Origin of the sequence: Mesorhizobium shonense, assembly GCF_040545255.1 — a bacterium.
GTDB lineage: Bacteria > Pseudomonadota > Alphaproteobacteria > Rhizobiales > Rhizobiaceae > Mesorhizobium > Mesorhizobium shonense.
Window position 1 is genome coordinate 11,977 of the sequence record NZ_JBEPLM010000019.1, and the last position, 14,547, is coordinate 26,523.

Genomic DNA, 14,547 nt, shown 5'->3' on the forward strand with positions numbered 1-14,547 from the left:
AATTTGGCTCTTCAAATGGAGTCGATGGCAGGACAGGGGATAGTTCTGGATCGCCGCGCTTTCTTCATCGTCATGGCATGGATCCTAGGGTCTTCGCGCGTCGCTTCGCTCCTTGCTCCGCCCTAGGATGACGAAGACGTGGCGCTTCGTCCAATCTCGAAAGCCGATAGACATACATCACGAACTCCTCCGCCTTCCCGCGCGGCTCCTTCCGCGATTCATAAAGCGCCCGCGCCGGCCCGTTGTCCGGCTCGGTGCCCACCCAAGCCTCCTCGCAGCCGTACTCGCGGCCGATCTCGAACATCGCGTCGAGCATCTTTCGCGCGATGCCCTGCCGCTGGAAGGCCGGCGTAACGCCGACCTCGTCGATGTAGAGCTCGCTCACCTTGTCGGGGTGGCGGTGGATGACGGCGGCGCATTGAGCGACCACGATTTCGTCAGCAATCGCCACGATCATGAAATGGCCTGGCGAGGCGAGATAGGCGGCGAGGCGGTCGGGCCGGACCGGCTCGTCGAACACTTCGTCGGCGACGTGCATCACAAGGGCGTCATCGCCGGGATGGAGCCTTCTGATTTCGACGTTCATTGTGTAAATTCTCCTCAGTCGGCTCAGAGATTTTGACGTTTACGTAATTCCCAAACCATCTAACCGATTGAAAATGCTAGGCTCAAAATAATCGTTTGAATTTCTCCCACGCCGGAGCTATTGGGTGCGGCGAAATCTCGCGGGTCCTCGCAGCATTCCAGCCTCCTCGACGCCGTCATCAAGTCTGCAAAGATTTGAGGCACGGTCACACACAAAGGAAAACATCCTGACATGGCACGCAACAAGATAGCGCTCATCGGCTCGGGCATGATCGGCGGCACGCTTGCCCATATGATCGGCCTCAAGGATCTCGGCGACGTGGTGCTGTTCGATATCGCCGAGGGCATCCCGCAGGGCAAGGGTCTCGACATCGCGCAGTCCTCGCCGGTCGACGGGTTCGATGCCAGGCTGACCGGCGTCAACGACTATGCCGGCATCGAGGGCGCGGATGTGTGCATCGTCACCGCCGGCGTGCCGCGCAAGCCCGGCATGAGCCGCGACGATCTTCTCGGCATCAATCTCAAGGTCATGGAACAGGTCGGCGCGGGCCTGAAGAAATACGCGCCGAAGGCTTTCGTCATCTGCATCACCAATCCGCTCGACGCGATGGTGTGGGCGCTGCAGAAGTTCTCCGGCCTGCCGACCAGCCATGTCGTCGGCATGGCCGGGGTGCTCGACAGCGCCCGCTTCCGCTATTTCCTGGCCGAAGAGTTCAAGGTCTCGGTCGAGGACGTCACCGCCTTCGTGCTCGGCGGCCACGGCGATAGCATGGTGCCGATGATCCGCTATTCGACCGTGTCGGGCATCCCGCTGCCGGACCTCGTCAAGATGGGCTGGACCTCGAAGGAGAAGCTCGACCAGATCGTGCAGCGCACCCGCGACGGCGGCGCCGAGATCGTCGGCCTCTTGAAGACCGGCTCGGCCTACTATGCGCCGGCGGCGTCCGCGATCGCCATGGCCGAATCCTACCTGAAGGACAAGAAGCGGGTGCTGCCCTGCGCTGCGCATCTCTCGGGCCAGTATGGCGTCAAGGGAACCTATGTCGGCGTCCCAGTGGTGATCGGCGCCGGCGGCGTCGAGCGCGTCATCGAGATCGAACTCGCCAAGGCCGAACAGAAGATGTTCGACAATTCGGTGGCGGCCGTGCAGGGCCTGACCGAGGCCTGCACCAAGATCGCCCCGCAACTCGCCGGCAAGTAAATCGCGGAGACCAAGCGCATGAACATCCATGAATATCAGGCCAAGGCGTTGCTGAAGTCGTTCGGCGCGCCGGTAGCAAGCGGCGTTCCGGTGTTCAAGGCGAGCGAGGCGGAAGCCGCCGCCAAGGCGCTGCCCGGCCCGCTCTATGTCGTGAAGAGCCAGATCCATGCCGGCGGCCGCGGCAAGGGCAAGTTCAAGGAACTGCCCGCCGACGCCAAGGGCGGCGTGCGGCTGGCGAAGTCGGCGGCCGAAGTGGTCGCCAACGCCAACGAGATGCTCGGCCACACGCTGGTCACCAAGCAGACCGGGCCTGCCGGCAAGCAGGTCAACCGCCTCTATATCGAGGACGGCGCCGACATCGAGCGCGAGCTCTATCTGTCGATCCTGGTCGACCGCTCCGTCGGCCGCATCGCCTTCGTCGTCTCGACCGAGGGCGGCATGGACATCGAGGCGGTCGCGCATGACACGCCGGAAAAGATCCTCACCGTCGCCATCGATCCGGAAAAGGGCGTGACGGCGGACGACGTCAAGAAGCTCAACGCCGCGCTGAAGCTCGACGGCGATGCGGCCAAGGACGGCGAGACGCTGTTCCCGATCCTCTACAAGGCCTTTGTCGAGAAGGACATGAGCCTGCTCGAGGTCAACCCGCTGATCGTTATGAGGAATGGCCGGCTGCGCGTGCTCGACGCAAAGGTGTCGTTCGACAACAACGCGCTCTTCCGCCACCCGGACGTGATGGAGCTGCGCGACACCACCGAAGAGGACGAAAAGGAGATCGAGGCGTCGAAATACGACCTCGCCTATGTCGCGCTCGACGGCAATATCGGTTGCATGGTCAACGGCGCGGGCCTTGCCATGGCGACGATGGACATCATCAAGCTCTACGGTGCTGAGCCGGCTAACTTCCTCGACGTCGGCGGCGGCGCGTCGAAGGAGAAGGTGACGGCAGCGTTCAAGATCATCACCAAGGACCCGGCGGTCGAAGGCATCCTGATCAACATCTTCGGCGGTATCATGAAGTGCGACGTCATCGCCGAGGGCGTGATCGCCGCGGTCAAGGAAGTCGGACTGAAGGTGCCGCTGGTGGTGCGGCTCGAAGGCACCAATGCCGAGCTCGGCAAGAAGATCATCAACGACAGCGGCCTCAACGTCGTGTCGGCCGACGACCTCGACGACGCGGCCAAGAAGATCGTCAAGGCGGTGAAGGGCTGAAACATGCCTCCGCGCAAGATAAACCTGGTCGAGGCGGCGGACGCGAAGATCGACAAGGTCTTCGATCCGCATATCGCCGGCGACGTCAACGATGCCCAAGCGAAGGTCGCCAAGTTCGGCGAGACCTTCGACTGGCACGCGCATGACAATGAGGACGAAGCCTTCCTGGTGCTGCGCGGCCGCATCGCCATCGATTTCCGCGACGGCCCGGTCGAGCTCGGCGAGGGCGACTTCATCGTCGTGCCGCGCGGCGTCGAGCACCGGCCGCGCTCGCTCACTGAAGAGCCGGTGGTGCTGATGTTCGAGCCGGCAACGACGCTCAACACCGGCAACGCCAAGAGCGACCTCACCGTCACCGATCTGAAGCGGCTCTGAGCCATGAACGCGGCGCCTTTCTCCTCACTCTCGACCGGTCACCAGAGCCTGCAGGCGCTGGTCGGCGCGTGGCGCGGCGAGGAAGAGGTCGCTGCGACGCAATGGACCGATGCCGGCACAGCGACCTCGGAAGTGCTGGCGGAGGCGCAATTCGGCGGATTGTTCGTGGTGCAGCGTTATCGCCAGCGCCGCGACGGCACGATCTCGTTCGGCGCGCACAATGTGTTCGGCTTCGACCAACCGAACGGCACTGTCACCATGCATCAGTTCGACTCGATGGGCTTCGTGCCGGCGGCGCCGGCTACCGGCACATGGAGTGGCAACGAGCTAATGCTGGAAAGGTCGTCACCGCGCGGCTCGGCTCGCGTGACTTATAGCTTTGATGGCGCTGATACCTACCGCATGCGATTGCAGTTCAAGCCCGCCGGCAGCGATGCCTGGCAAGACATGGTGAGCGGCCTCTACCGGCGCGTCTCGCCTTCGGAGGAAGGCTGAACCGATGGAGATCGCAGGCAAGACGGTTGAAGGGTTACACATAATCGCACATATTATTCCTGTGTGTTTATGTGGAGATGGACGATGAAGAACGTCACCCTGGCTATGGATGAAGCTCTGCTCGAAAGGGCGCGCGGCCTCGCCGGGCGTCGCAAGACGACGCTCAACGCCCTTGTCCGCTCGCTGCTTGAACATGAGGTCGAGCAGGAAGACAGGATTGCCTGGGCCAAGGCGGGGATGAAGCGGCTCATGGACGAGGCAGCCAAACGCAGCGACAGCGCCGACACTCCCTACAAGTGGGATCGAAGGGACGCCTATGCCGACCGGGAAGATCGATTGCTTTCTCGACACGAACGTCCTGATCTACGCGGCCTCGGAGAAGAATCGTGATCCGCGCCGCGCAGCAATCGCCGAAGAGCTCATTTCGCGAACCGTCTTTGGCGTGTCGGGGCAGACCTTGGCTGAATTCGTCGCCGTGGCGCGAGGGAAATCCCTTGTCGGCGACGATTTGCTCGATCAATGGCTGGTGTTCCTCGGAACCTGCCCGTTGGCGCCCGTCGACGAAGGCTATGTCCGCGCGGGATTGGACCTCGCGCGACGCTACGGAATTCACTATTACGACGCCGCGCTTCTCGCGGCGGCATCGTATCTCGGCGCGCCGATTTTCTACACCGAGGATCTCAACCACAACCAGGTCTATGGCTCGGTCCGAGCCGTCAATCCTTTCTTGTAATCGCTGAATTCAGAGGCGTTCCCACCCATGTCCATTCTCGTCGACAAGAACACCAAGGTGCTGGTCCAAGGTCTGACCGGCAAGACCGGCACGTTCCACACCGAGCAGGCGCTGGCCTATCACGGCACCAAGATGGTGGGCGGCATCCATCCGAAGAAGGGCGGCGAGACCTGGACCGGTTCCAAGGGCGAGACCCTGCCGATCTTCGCCACCGTCGCCGAGGGCAAGGAGAGGACCGGCGCCAACGCTTCCGTCATCTATGTGCCGCCGGCGGGTGCCGGCGAAGCGATCATCGAGGCGATCGAGGCCGAGATACCGCTCATCGTCTGCATCACCGAAGGCATCCCGGTGATGGACATGGTCAAGGTCAAGGCGCGGCTCGACCGTTCTTCCTCGCGGCTGATCGGCCCGAACTGCCCCGGTGTGCTGACGCCCGACGAATGCAAGATCGGCATCATGCCCGGCAACATCTTCCGCAAGGGCTCGGTCGGCGTTGTTTCCCGCTCGGGAACACTTACCTATGAGGCGGTCTTCCAGACCTCCAATGTCGGCCTCGGCCAGACCACCGCGGTCGGCATCGGCGGCGACCCGGTCAAGGGCACCGAGTTCATCGACGTGCTGGAGATGTTCCTCGCCGACGACGAGACCAAGTCGATCATCATGATCGGCGAGATCGGCGGCTCGGCCGAGGAAGACGCCGCGCAGTTCCTCAAGGACGAGGCCAAGCGCGGCCGCAAGAAGCCGATGGCGGGTTTCATCGCCGGGCGCACGGCGCCGGCTGGCCGCACCATGGGCCATGCGGGCGCGGTGATCTCGGGCGGCAAGGGCGGCGCGGAAGACAAGATCGCGGCGATGGAATCGGCCGGGATCAAGGTTTCGCCGTCGCCGGCCCGACTGGGCACGACGCTAGTCGAGGCGATCAAGGGTTAAGCGAATAGTGAGTAGTGAATAGCGAAAACAGAGTAACGACGCGACTCCAGGGAAATTCCCTACTCGCTACTCACTATTCGCTCCAAGAAGGAGACGGAGCCGGGCTCCGCAGACGAAAATGGCAAGACAAGATCAGGCCAACGACCAATTCTCGCTCACCTCATTCCTCTATGGCGGCAATGCCGACTACATCGACGCGCTCTATGCGGCCTATGAGGACGATCCGGCCTCCGTCGATCCGGAGTGGCAGGATTTCTTCGCGGCGCTGAAGGACGACGCGGGCGACGTGCGCAAGAACGCCACCGGCGCCTCCTGGGCGAAGCCCTCCTGGCCGCTGCAGGCCAATGGCGAGCTGGTGTCGGCGCTCGACGGCAATTGGGGCCTGATCGAGAAGGCGATCGAAAAGAAGGTGAAGGAAAAGGCGGTCGTCAACGGCGCGGCCCTTTCCGACGCCGACGTGCACCAGGCGACGCGCGATTCCGTGCGCGCCATCATGATGATCCGCGCCTACCGCATGCGCGGCCATCTGCACGCCAAACTCGATCCGCTGGGCATCGCCAATCCGCTCGAGGACTATAACGAGCTGTCGCCGGAAAATTACGGCTTCACCACAGCCGACTACGACCGGCCGATCTTCCTCGACAATGTGCTGGGCCTCGAATTCGGCACCATCCGGCAGATGCTGGATATCCTCACCCGCACCTATTGCTCGACGCTCGGCGTCGAGTTCATGCACATCTCCGACCCCGAGGAGAAGGCCTGGATCCAGGCGCGCATCGAAGGCGCCGACAAGGAGATCACCTTCACCGCCACCGGCAAGAAGGCGATCCTGCAGAAGCTGGTCGAGGCCGAAGGCTTCGAGCAGTATATCGACGTCAAGTACAAGGGCACCAAGCGCTTCGGCCTCGACGGCGGCGAGTCGCTGATCCCGGCGCTGGAGCAGATCGTCAAGCGGGGCGGCCAGCTCGGCCTGAAGGAGATCGTGCTCGGCATGGCGCATCGGGGCCGCCTCAACGTGCTTTCCCAGGTGATGGCCAAGCCGCATCGCGCTATCTTCCACGAGTTCAAGGGCGGCTCGGCCGCCCCTGACGAGGTCGAGGGCTCCGGCGACGTCAAGTATCATCTCGGCGCTTCGTCGGATCGCGAGTTCGACGGCAACAAGGTGCATTTGTCGCTGACCGCCAACCCCTCGCATCTGGAAATCGTCGATCCTGTCGTGATGGGCAAGGCGCGCGCCAAACAGGATCAGATCGCCGGCCGCGAGCGCGGCGAGGTCGTACCGCTGTCGGAGCGCGCCAAGGTGATGCCGCTCTTGCTGCACGGCGACGCGGCGTTTGCCGGCCAGGGCGTGATCGCCGAAATCCTCGGGCTTTCCGGCCTGCGCGGGCATCGCGTCGCCGGCACGCTGCATGTCATCATCAACAACCAGATCGGCTTCACCACCAATCCGCGCTTCTCGCGCTCCTCGCCCTATCCATCGGATGTGGCCAAGATGATCGAGGCGCCGATCTTCCACGTCAACGGCGACGATCCGGAAGCGGTGGTGCACGCCGCGAAGGTTGCGACCGAATTCCGCATGAAGTTCCACAAGCCGGTGGTGGTGGACATGTTCTGCTACCGCCGCTTCGGCCACAATGAGGGCGACGAGCCGGCCTTCACGCAGCCGATCATGTACCGCAGCATCCGCAGTCATAAGACGACGGTGCAGACCTACGCCGACCGGCTGATCGCGGAAGGCCATATCACCCAGGCCGAGGTCGACAAGATGCGGTCCGACTGGCGCGCGCATCTGGAGAGCGAGTGGGAAGTCGGCCAGTCCTACAAGCCGAACAAGGCCGACTGGCTGGACGGCGCGTGGTCGGGCTTGCGCACCGCCGACAACCAGGACGAACAGCGCCGCGGCAAGACCGCGGTGCCGTTGCGGACGCTCAAGGAAATCGGCAAGAAGCTGACCGAGGTGCCGAAGGATTTCGAGGCGCACAAGACGATCCTGCGCTTCCTCGAGAACCGCCGCCAGGCGATCGAATCCGGCGAAGGCATCGACTGGTCGACCGCCGAGGCGCTGGCCTTCGGCGCCATCCTGCTCGACGGCAATCCGATCCGGCTCTCCGGCCAGGATTCGGAGCGCGGCACCTTCTCCCAACGCCATTCCGTGCTCTACGACCAGCGCGACGAGAACCGCTACATCCCCCTCAACAACCTGTCGGCGGCGCAAGCCGGCTACGAGGTCATCAACTCGATGCTCTCGGAAGAGGCCGTGCTCGGCTTCGAATATGGCTACAGCCTGGCCGAGCCCAAGGCGCTGACGCTCTGGGAAGCGCAGTTCGGCGACTTCGCCAACGGCGCCCAGGTGGTGTTCGACCAGTTCATCTCGTCCGGCGAGCGCAAGTGGCTCAGAATGTCCGGCCTCGTCTGCCTGCTGCCGCATGGCTATGAGGGCCAGGGGCCGGAGCACTCGTCGGCGCGCCTCGAGCGCTTCCTGCAGCTCTGCGCCGAGGACAACATGCAGGTGGCGAACGTCACCACGCCGGCCAACTATTTCCACATCCTGCGCCGGCAACTGAAGCGCGACTTCCGCAAGCCGCTGATCCTGATGACGCCGAAGTCGCTGCTGCGCCACAAGCGGGCGGTATCGACGCTGTCGGAAATGGCGGGCGAGAGCTCGTTCCACCGGCTGTTGTGGGACGACGCGCAGCTCCTGGCCAACCAGCCGATCAAGCTGGTGAAGGATTCCAAGATCCGCCGCGTCGTGCTGTGCTCGGGCAAGGTCTATTACGATCTCTACGAGGAGCGCGAGAAGCGCGGCATCAACGACATCTACCTGCTGCGCGTCGAACAGCTCTATCCGTTCCCGGCCAAGGCGCTGATCACCGAGCTGTCGCGATTCCGCAATGCGGAGATGGTGTGGTGCCAGGAGGAGCCCAAGAACATGGGCGCCTGGTCGTTCATCGACCCCTATCTCGAATGGGTGCTGGCGCATATCGACGCCAAGCATCAGCGGGTGCGCTACACCGGACGGCCGGCCTCGGCCTCGCCGGCGACCGGACTGATGTCGAAGCATCTCAGCCAGCTCGCCGCCTTGCTCGACGACGCGCTTGGTGAATAAGGCCTGGGGCGAATAAGCAGGCCGGACGAAACAGACCTCAAGAAGAGAAGAGAACGGACAGGCACAATGGCTACCGAAATCCGCGTCCCCACTCTCGGCGAATCCGTCACCGAGGCGACCGTCGGCAAGTGGTTCAAGAAGGTCGGCGACGCGATCGCCACCGATGAGCCGCTGGTCGAGCTCGAAACCGACAAGGTGACGGTGGAGGTGCCTGCCGCGGGCGCCGGAACGCTCTCCGAAATCACCGTCAAGGAAGGCGAGACGGTCAATGTCGGCGCGCTGCTCGGCTCGATTTCGGCCGGCGGCGAAGCGACCGCGCCAGCGGCCAAGCCCCACGCGGTGGCGCAGGCCTCGAGCCCGGACGCGGCGTCCACGACCAAGCAGGCCGCGGCCGAAACCGCCAAGGTTGCCGGCGGCGGCGGTCCGATCGAACCGCGCACCATGCCGCCGGCGCCGTCCGCGGCCAAGCTGATCGCCGAGCACAATCTCGCGGTCGACCACCTGCCGGGTTCGGGCAAGCGTGGCCAGGTGCTGAAGGGCGACGTGCTCGACGCGATCGCCAAGGGCGCGCCCTCGCAGCCTGCCGAGCCGCCGAAGGCGGCGCCCGCGCCCGCTCCCGTAGCGGCCCGCGCGCCGTCCTCGGCCGACGATGCCTCGCGCGAGGAGCGCGTGCGCATGACCAAGCTCCGGCAGACGATCGCTCGGCGGCTGAAGGAGGCGCAGTCGACCGCCGCCATGCTCACCACCTTCAACGAGGTGGACATGAGCGCGGTGATGGCGCTGAGGGCGAAGTACAAGGACGTGTTCGAGAAGAAGCACGGCGTGAAGCTCGGCTTCATGGGCTTCTTCACCAAGGCGGTGACGCATGCGCTGAAGGAGATCCCGGCGGTCAATGCCGAGATCGACGGCACCGACATCATCTACAAGAACTTCGCCCATGTCGGCGTCGCCGTCGGCACCGACAAGGGCCTGGTGGTTCCGGTGGTGCGCGACGCCGACCAGATGTCGATCGCCGAGATCGAGAAGGAGATCGGCCGGCTGGGCCTCGCCGCGCGCGACGGCAAGCTGTCGGTCGCGGACATGCAGGGCGGCACCTTCACCATCTCCAACGGCGGCGTTTATGGCTCGCTGATGTCGACGCCGATCCTGAACGCACCGCAGTCCGGCATCCTCGGCATGCACAAGATCCAGGAGCGGCCGATGGTGGTCGGCGGCCAGATCGTCATCCGTCCGATGATGTATCTGGCGCTCAGCTACGACCACCGCATCGTCGACGGCAAGGAAGCGGTGACCTTCCTCGTCCGTGTCAAGGAAAGCCTGGAAGATCCCGAGCGGCTGGTGCTCGATCTGTAAGGTGACCTATGGCGGCTGGCGGCCGGAGCGGCGAATGAAGGCCTGTCTGCTCGCTGCCGCGAAGCCGGTCGCCCTTGCGGCCGGCGTCGCTCTCGTCACAGCCGCCGCCCAGGCCGCCTGCCCGATCCAACTCGCGGTCTACGGTGAGGCACGGAGCGGCGCCGAGATCGATTTCACCCCGGCCGGCACCTCGGCGACGATCACCAACAGCTTCCGCATGATCCTCGACAACAATGTCGTGCTCGACGGCATCGCCATGTGGACCGAAGGCTCCGCTGGGCGCCCTCACGGCTCGCTGATGTACAGATGCCCGACCGGCGACGTCACCGGCGAGGAGCTTGCCGCCTGCACGGTTTGGGAAGGCGTGATCTACAGCGCCGACGAGAAGGGCACCATCGGGTTGTTGCCGGCCGAGGGCGCTGATGCGCCGAAAAGCCTAATCTTTCCCGATCTCGGCCCGTCGCTCGAAATGTCGGCTGCTTACGGTCCCGCCGGCTTCTCCAGAGTGCCATGGGACATTTTTTCCCTGAAAGGCTGCCAGGAATGAGTGCTGACAAGAAAACGCTGCTGGTTACCGGCGGCAGCCGCGGCATCGGCGCGGCTATCTGCCGGCAGGCCGTCCAGGCCGGTTATCGCGTGGCGGTCAACTATGTCTCCAACCAGGCCGCGGCCGAGGCGCTTGTCGCCGAGCTCGAAGCCGCGGGCGGCGAGGCCTTCGCGGTCAAGGGCGATGTCGGCAACGAGGCCGATGTGGTGGCGATGTTCGAGGCGGTGGACCGCGCCTTCGGTCGGCTCGACGCCTTCGTCAACAATGCCGGCATCGTCGACGTCAAGGCGCGTGTCGACCAGATGAGCACCGAGCGGGTCGAGCGCATGATGCGCATCAACGTCGTCGGCTCCTTCCTCTGCGCGCGGGAGGCGGTGAAGCGCATGTCGACGCGGCACGGCGGCAAGGGCGGCGCCATCGTCAACATTTCGTCGGCGGCCGCCAGGCTTGGCGCGCCCGGTGAATATGTCGACTACGCCGCCTCCAAGGGCGCGATCGACACGCTGACGATCGGGCTGGCGCGCGAGGTGGTGCTGGAAGGCATTCGCGTCAATGCGGTCAGCCCCGGCATCACCGAAACCGAGATCCATGCCTCCGGCGGCCAGCCGGATCGCGTGGCGCGGATGCAGGACATGCTGCCGATGAAACGCGCGGGCACGACCGATGAGGTCGCGAGCGCGGTTCTCTATCTTTTGTCGGACTCGGCCTCCTATATAACGGGCGCGATCCTCAATGTGAGCGGCGGCCGCTGAAGGCCGGATAACCGGATAACAAGGACAGTCTCATGGCTTATGACGTCGTAATCATCGGATCGGGACCGGGCGGCTATGTCTGCGCCATCAAGGCGGCGCAGCTCGGCCTGAAGACGGCGGTGGTCGAGAAGAACGCCACCTTCGGCGGCACTTGCCTCAACATCGGCTGCATCCCGTCGAAGGCGCTGCTCCACGCCTCCGAGATGTTCGCCGAAGCCGGCCATACCTTCGACATGCTGGGCGTCGAGGTCGGCGCGCCGAAGCTCAACCTGAAGAAGATGCTGGCGCACAAGGATGCGACCGTGGCCTCCAACGTCAACGGCGTCGCCTTCCTGTTCAAGAAGAACAAGATCGATTCCTTCCGCGGCACCGGCAAGGTGGTTTCCGCCGGCAAGGTGTCGGTGACCGGTGAGGACGGCAGGGTCGAGGAGATCGAGACCAAGAACATCGTGATCGCCACCGGTTCCGACGTCGCCGGCATTTCGGGCGTCAAGGTCGATTTCGACGAGAAGGTGATCGTGTCTTCCACCGGCGCGCTGTCGCTGGCCAAGGTGCCCGCCAGCCTCGTGGTGGTCGGCGGCGGCGTCATCGGGCTGGAGCTCGGCTCGGTGTGGGCCAGGCTCGGCGCCAAGGTCACGGTCGTCGAGTTCCTCGACACCATCCTCGGCGGCATGGACGGCGAGGTCTCGAAGCAGTTCCAGCGGCTGCTGTCGAAGCAGGGTTTCGAATTCAAGTTAGGGGCCAAGGTCACTGGCGTCGCCAAGTCCAAGAAGGGCGCCAGCATCACGTTCGAGCCGGTGAAGGGCGGCGCGCCCGAAACCATCGAGGCCGACGTCGTGCTGGTCGCCACCGGCCGCCGCCCCTATGCCGACAGCCTTGGGCTGAAGGAAGCGGGCGTCGAGATGGACGAGCGCGGCCGGGTCAAGACCGACGGGCATCTGAGGACCAACGTGTCCGGCATCTATGCCATCGGCGACGTCATCGCCGGACCGATGCTGGCGCACAAGGCCGAGGACGAGGGTGTCGCCGTGGCCGAGACGATTGCCGGCCAAGCCGGCCACGTGAACTATGACGTCATCCCGAGCGTCGTCTACACCACCCCGGAAATCGCCTCCGTCGGCAAGACCGAGGAGGAATTGAAGAAAGCCGGCATCGACTACAAGGTCGGCAAGTTCCCGTTCAGCGCCAACGGCCGCGCGCGCGCCATGCTGCACACCGACGGCTTCGTGAAGATCCTGGCCGACAAGGCAAGCGACCGCGTGCTCGGCGTCCATATCGTCGGCTTCGGCGCCGGCGAGATGATCCACGAGGCCGCCGTGCTGATGGAATTCGGCGGCTCGTCGGAAGACCTCGCCCGCACCTGCCATGCTCATCCGACGATGTCGGAAGCGGTCAAGGAAGCGGCGCTGGCCACATTCTTCAAACCGATCCACATCTGAAAGGCCCGTATAAACTCTACTCCGGCGGCCATCTGACGCGACTTTCTCCGCTTCCGGTGCTCACGGACCTGAACGTCCGCTGCGCTCCGGTTCTCGAAAGTCACGCCAGCTGACTCACCGGAGCGAGTTTCTAAGGGCCTTTCTCTCGCCTGTACAAACAAAGCGGCCCGCCTTTCGGCGGGCCGCTCGTCGTTGAGCTGTAGCCTATTACTGAGCCGGAGCCGGGGATGGCGAGGGTGCCGGGGCAGGCGCCGGAGCGGGCGCAGGAGCCGGAGCGGGAGTTGCCGGTGCCGGCTCGGGGGCCGGAGTAGGCGTCGCAGGCGCTGGCTCAGCCGGAGCGGGTGCGGGTGCCGGGGTCGTAGCGGCCGGCGGCTCGGCGGGCGCCGGCGCCTTTTCGCCGCCGGTTCTGCCAAAAACATAATACGCAACAATGGCCAGGATAATGACAACAAGGGCGATCAGCCACCCGCTGCCGCCGCCACCCGACGAGGGAGGCGTGCTCGGAGGGGTGAAGGGGTCGTTAGGGTTCGCCATGAAACGTGTCCTCCTTGGAATGAAAGGCTTCAATCAACAGCCATCAACGCGCGATCCCGCTATCGGTTTCACGCAGGCGGACGGAAAGCGCTGAAAAACCGGCGTTTTCCGCTCCCCAGCCGCCAGACGACTCAGTTGACGGCGGTAACAGTATACCCCGCCTTGCGGAAATCTTCGACCAGTCCGTCAGGGCCGGGCAGATGCAGCGCGCCGACGGCCATGAAGGCATTGCCCTTGGCCAGTAGAGGTTCGGCATGTTCCACCATTACCTTGTTGCGGCTGGTGATCATGGTCTGCTCGAAGGCGGCATAGCCGGCCTGATCGTTCGCGGCGTCGGGCAGCACGGCGCGGAACAGCGGCCAGAACATGCCGACATCGCCGCGCTGGTAGAGCACGATCATGGTTTCGTTGACGTCGTTCACCCGGTCGCCGAGCTTCAGCGTCTCGACCAGCCCTTTCATGTGGTAGGCAAGCGGCAGCGAGGCCATGGCGCGCAACTGGTCGGCCGCGGTTTCCAGTCCCTCGACGTCCTTGCCGGACGTCTTGGCGTCGGAGGCGAGCTTGACATCCAGCACCGGCGCGCCGGCGGCCTGGCGCGCCACCTCGCAGGCCGGCAGCGCCACCATCGCCGACAGGATCCACGGCTTCATCTTGGCGACGGTCAGGGGCGGGATGCCGCGTGCATCGAGCCCCTTGTTCAGCACCGCCACGTCTTCGGGCGACAGCAGCGAGGACAGCGTGGTGTTGTCGGTGAACATCATCAGGCCAGGCTCGGCGGCCATGGCGGCCATCATCTTGGCCTTGTCGAGGGCGTCGGTGGTTTCGATGATGACGGTGTCGGCGCCCTCATAGGCTTTCCGGGCCGCGGCCGGCAGCGTGGTGACGCGCGTGTCGGTCACATGCATGGTGCCGAACAGGAAGGACGGCTTTTCGCCCGGCTTTTCCAGCTTCCACAGCAGGCCTTTGCCGTTCGGAACGGCGGCGGCCTCGGTCTCGACCTTCTTGAAGGCGGCGGGATCGCTCTTTGCGAGGCTTTCCAGCAGATCGCTGCCGGCGCAGGCTGGCGCTTCGGCATGCGCCCTGCCGGCCAGCACCAGAACGATGAGAAACGACAGGAAAAACAGCACGTTGAGCGCCGCAAGCAGCTTCAACGAGACGAGAGCCGCGCGGTCGGCGATGGCGATGACGCGTTTCATGGACAAGTGTCTTAGCGCCGAAAAGCGGCAAAACGGTTAACCGGCGGATGAAATTGTTTCCGGTGCAGTGAGTTTGGACGTTCGCTCGG

Annotated in this window: 14 protein-coding genes; 12 read left to right on the forward strand and 2 right to left on the reverse strand. The window is 64.4% G+C overall.

Annotated elements, in window-relative coordinates; all coding sequences use genetic code 11:
* Window positions 1-70: 70 nt before the first annotated feature.
* Window positions 71-586, reverse strand: coding sequence for a GNAT family N-acetyltransferase (locus ABID26_RS31445; protein ID WP_126097140.1), 516 nt, complete (start codon window positions 584-586; stop codon window positions 71-73).
* Between the two features lie 231 nt (window positions 587-817).
* Between ABID26_RS31445 and mdh the strand changes: the two genes are divergently transcribed.
* The 12 genes from mdh (at window position 818) to lpdA (ending at window position 12,728) form a co-directional block, all read left to right on the forward strand.
* Entirely contained in the window at window positions 818-1,786 is a 969-nt protein-coding gene (gene mdh, locus ABID26_RS31450) for a malate dehydrogenase (RefSeq protein WP_126097141.1), read from the forward strand.
* An 18-nt stretch (window positions 1,787-1,804) separates the two neighbouring features.
* Complete coding sequence (sucC, locus tag ABID26_RS31455; RefSeq protein ID WP_126097142.1) at window positions 1,805-2,998, forward strand: ADP-forming succinate--CoA ligase subunit beta; 1,194 nt, start codon at window positions 1,805-1,807, stop codon at window positions 2,996-2,998.
* A gap of 3 nt (window positions 2,999-3,001) precedes the next feature.
* Window positions 3,002-3,373 carry a cupin domain-containing protein gene (locus ABID26_RS31460; protein ID WP_126097143.1) on the forward strand — a complete coding sequence of 124 codons (372 nt, stop codon included), beginning with the start codon at window positions 3,002-3,004 and terminating at the stop codon, window positions 3,371-3,373.
* A gap of 3 nt (window positions 3,374-3,376) precedes the next feature.
* On the forward strand, window positions 3,377-3,868 hold the full coding sequence (locus ABID26_RS31465) for a DUF1579 family protein (protein ID WP_126097144.1): 492 nt from the start codon (window positions 3,377-3,379) through the stop codon (window positions 3,866-3,868).
* An 84-nt stretch (window positions 3,869-3,952) separates the two neighbouring features.
* A complete protein-coding gene (locus tag ABID26_RS31470; RefSeq protein WP_126097145.1) occupies window positions 3,953-4,258 on the forward strand; it encodes a hypothetical protein in 306 nt (101 codons plus the stop codon).
* Window positions 4,185-4,601 carry a PIN domain-containing protein gene (locus tag ABID26_RS31475; RefSeq protein ID WP_126097146.1) on the forward strand — a complete coding sequence of 139 codons (417 nt, stop codon included), beginning with the start codon at window positions 4,185-4,187 and terminating at the stop codon, window positions 4,599-4,601. Before ABID26_RS31470 ends, ABID26_RS31475 begins: the two co-directional genes overlap by 74 nt.
* A 27-nt stretch (window positions 4,602-4,628) precedes the next feature.
* The gene (sucD, locus tag ABID26_RS31480) at window positions 4,629-5,531 is read left to right on the forward strand and encodes a succinate--CoA ligase subunit alpha (protein WP_126097147.1); all 903 of its coding nucleotides are present in this window, start codon (window positions 4,629-4,631) and stop codon (window positions 5,529-5,531) included.
* A gap of 118 nt (window positions 5,532-5,649) precedes the next feature.
* Window positions 5,650-8,637, forward strand: a complete 2,988-nt coding sequence (locus ABID26_RS31485; RefSeq protein ID WP_354417560.1) for a 2-oxoglutarate dehydrogenase E1 component — start codon at window positions 5,650-5,652, stop codon at window positions 8,635-8,637.
* 66 nt (window positions 8,638-8,703) lie between these two features.
* Window positions 8,704-9,990: a 2-oxoglutarate dehydrogenase complex dihydrolipoyllysine-residue succinyltransferase gene (odhB, locus tag ABID26_RS31490; protein WP_126097148.1), complete on the forward strand. Its 1,287-nt coding sequence runs from the start codon at window positions 8,704-8,706 to the stop codon at window positions 9,988-9,990.
* A gap of 34 nt (window positions 9,991-10,024) precedes the next feature.
* Window positions 10,025-10,537, forward strand: a complete 513-nt coding sequence (locus ABID26_RS31495; RefSeq protein ID WP_126097149.1) for a hypothetical protein — start codon at window positions 10,025-10,027, stop codon at window positions 10,535-10,537.
* Window positions 10,534-11,289: an SDR family oxidoreductase gene (locus ABID26_RS31500; protein ID WP_126097150.1), complete on the forward strand. Its 756-nt coding sequence runs from the start codon at window positions 10,534-10,536 to the stop codon at window positions 11,287-11,289. Before ABID26_RS31495 ends, ABID26_RS31500 begins: the two co-directional genes overlap by 4 nt.
* A 32-nt stretch (window positions 11,290-11,321) precedes the next feature.
* Window positions 11,322-12,728: a dihydrolipoyl dehydrogenase gene (lpdA, locus tag ABID26_RS31505; protein ID WP_126097151.1), complete on the forward strand. Its 1,407-nt coding sequence runs from the start codon at window positions 11,322-11,324 to the stop codon at window positions 12,726-12,728.
* Between the two features lie 665 nt (window positions 12,729-13,393).
* On the opposite strand, the gene ABID26_RS31510 is transcribed toward lpdA, so the two are convergent.
* Window positions 13,394-14,458: a TraB/GumN family protein gene (locus tag ABID26_RS31510; protein ID WP_126097152.1), complete on the reverse strand. Its 1,065-nt coding sequence runs from the start codon at window positions 14,456-14,458 to the stop codon at window positions 13,394-13,396.
* Window positions 14,459-14,547 lie beyond the last annotated feature (89 nt).

Excerpts from the sequence above, each read along its gene's own strand:
- sucC (WP_126097142.1), top strand. The coding sequence starts at position 1,805 with ATGAACATCCATGAATATCAGGCCAAGGCGTTGCTGAAGTCGTTCGGC.
- sucD (WP_126097147.1), top strand. The coding sequence starts at position 4,629 with ATGTCCATTCTCGTCGACAAGAACACCAAGGTGCTGGTCCAAGGTCTG.
- ABID26_RS31510 (WP_126097152.1), bottom strand. The coding sequence starts at position 14,458 with ATGAAACGCGTCATCGCCATCGCCGACCGCGCGGCTCTCGTCTCGTTG.
- ABID26_RS31465 (WP_126097144.1), top strand. The coding sequence starts at position 3,377 with ATGAACGCGGCGCCTTTCTCCTCACTCTCGACCGGTCACCAGAGCCTG.
- ABID26_RS31445 (WP_126097140.1), bottom strand. The coding sequence starts at position 586 with ATGAACGTCGAAATCAGAAGGCTCCATCCCGGCGATGACGCCCTTGTG.
- ABID26_RS31495 (WP_126097149.1), top strand. The coding sequence starts at position 10,025 with ATGAAGGCCTGTCTGCTCGCTGCCGCGAAGCCGGTCGCCCTTGCGGCC.
- lpdA (WP_126097151.1), top strand. The coding sequence starts at position 11,322 with ATGGCTTATGACGTCGTAATCATCGGATCGGGACCGGGCGGCTATGTC.
- ABID26_RS31460 (WP_126097143.1), top strand. The coding sequence starts at position 3,002 with ATGCCTCCGCGCAAGATAAACCTGGTCGAGGCGGCGGACGCGAAGATC.
- ABID26_RS31470 (WP_126097145.1), top strand. The coding sequence starts at position 3,953 with ATGAAGAACGTCACCCTGGCTATGGATGAAGCTCTGCTCGAAAGGGCG.
- odhB (WP_126097148.1), top strand. The coding sequence starts at position 8,704 with ATGGCTACCGAAATCCGCGTCCCCACTCTCGGCGAATCCGTCACCGAG.
- ABID26_RS31485 (WP_354417560.1), top strand. The coding sequence starts at position 5,650 with ATGGCAAGACAAGATCAGGCCAACGACCAATTCTCGCTCACCTCATTC.
- ABID26_RS31500 (WP_126097150.1), top strand. The coding sequence starts at position 10,534 with ATGAGTGCTGACAAGAAAACGCTGCTGGTTACCGGCGGCAGCCGCGGC.
- mdh (WP_126097141.1), top strand. The coding sequence starts at position 818 with ATGGCACGCAACAAGATAGCGCTCATCGGCTCGGGCATGATCGGCGGC.
- ABID26_RS31475 (WP_126097146.1), top strand. The coding sequence starts at position 4,185 with ATGCCGACCGGGAAGATCGATTGCTTTCTCGACACGAACGTCCTGATC.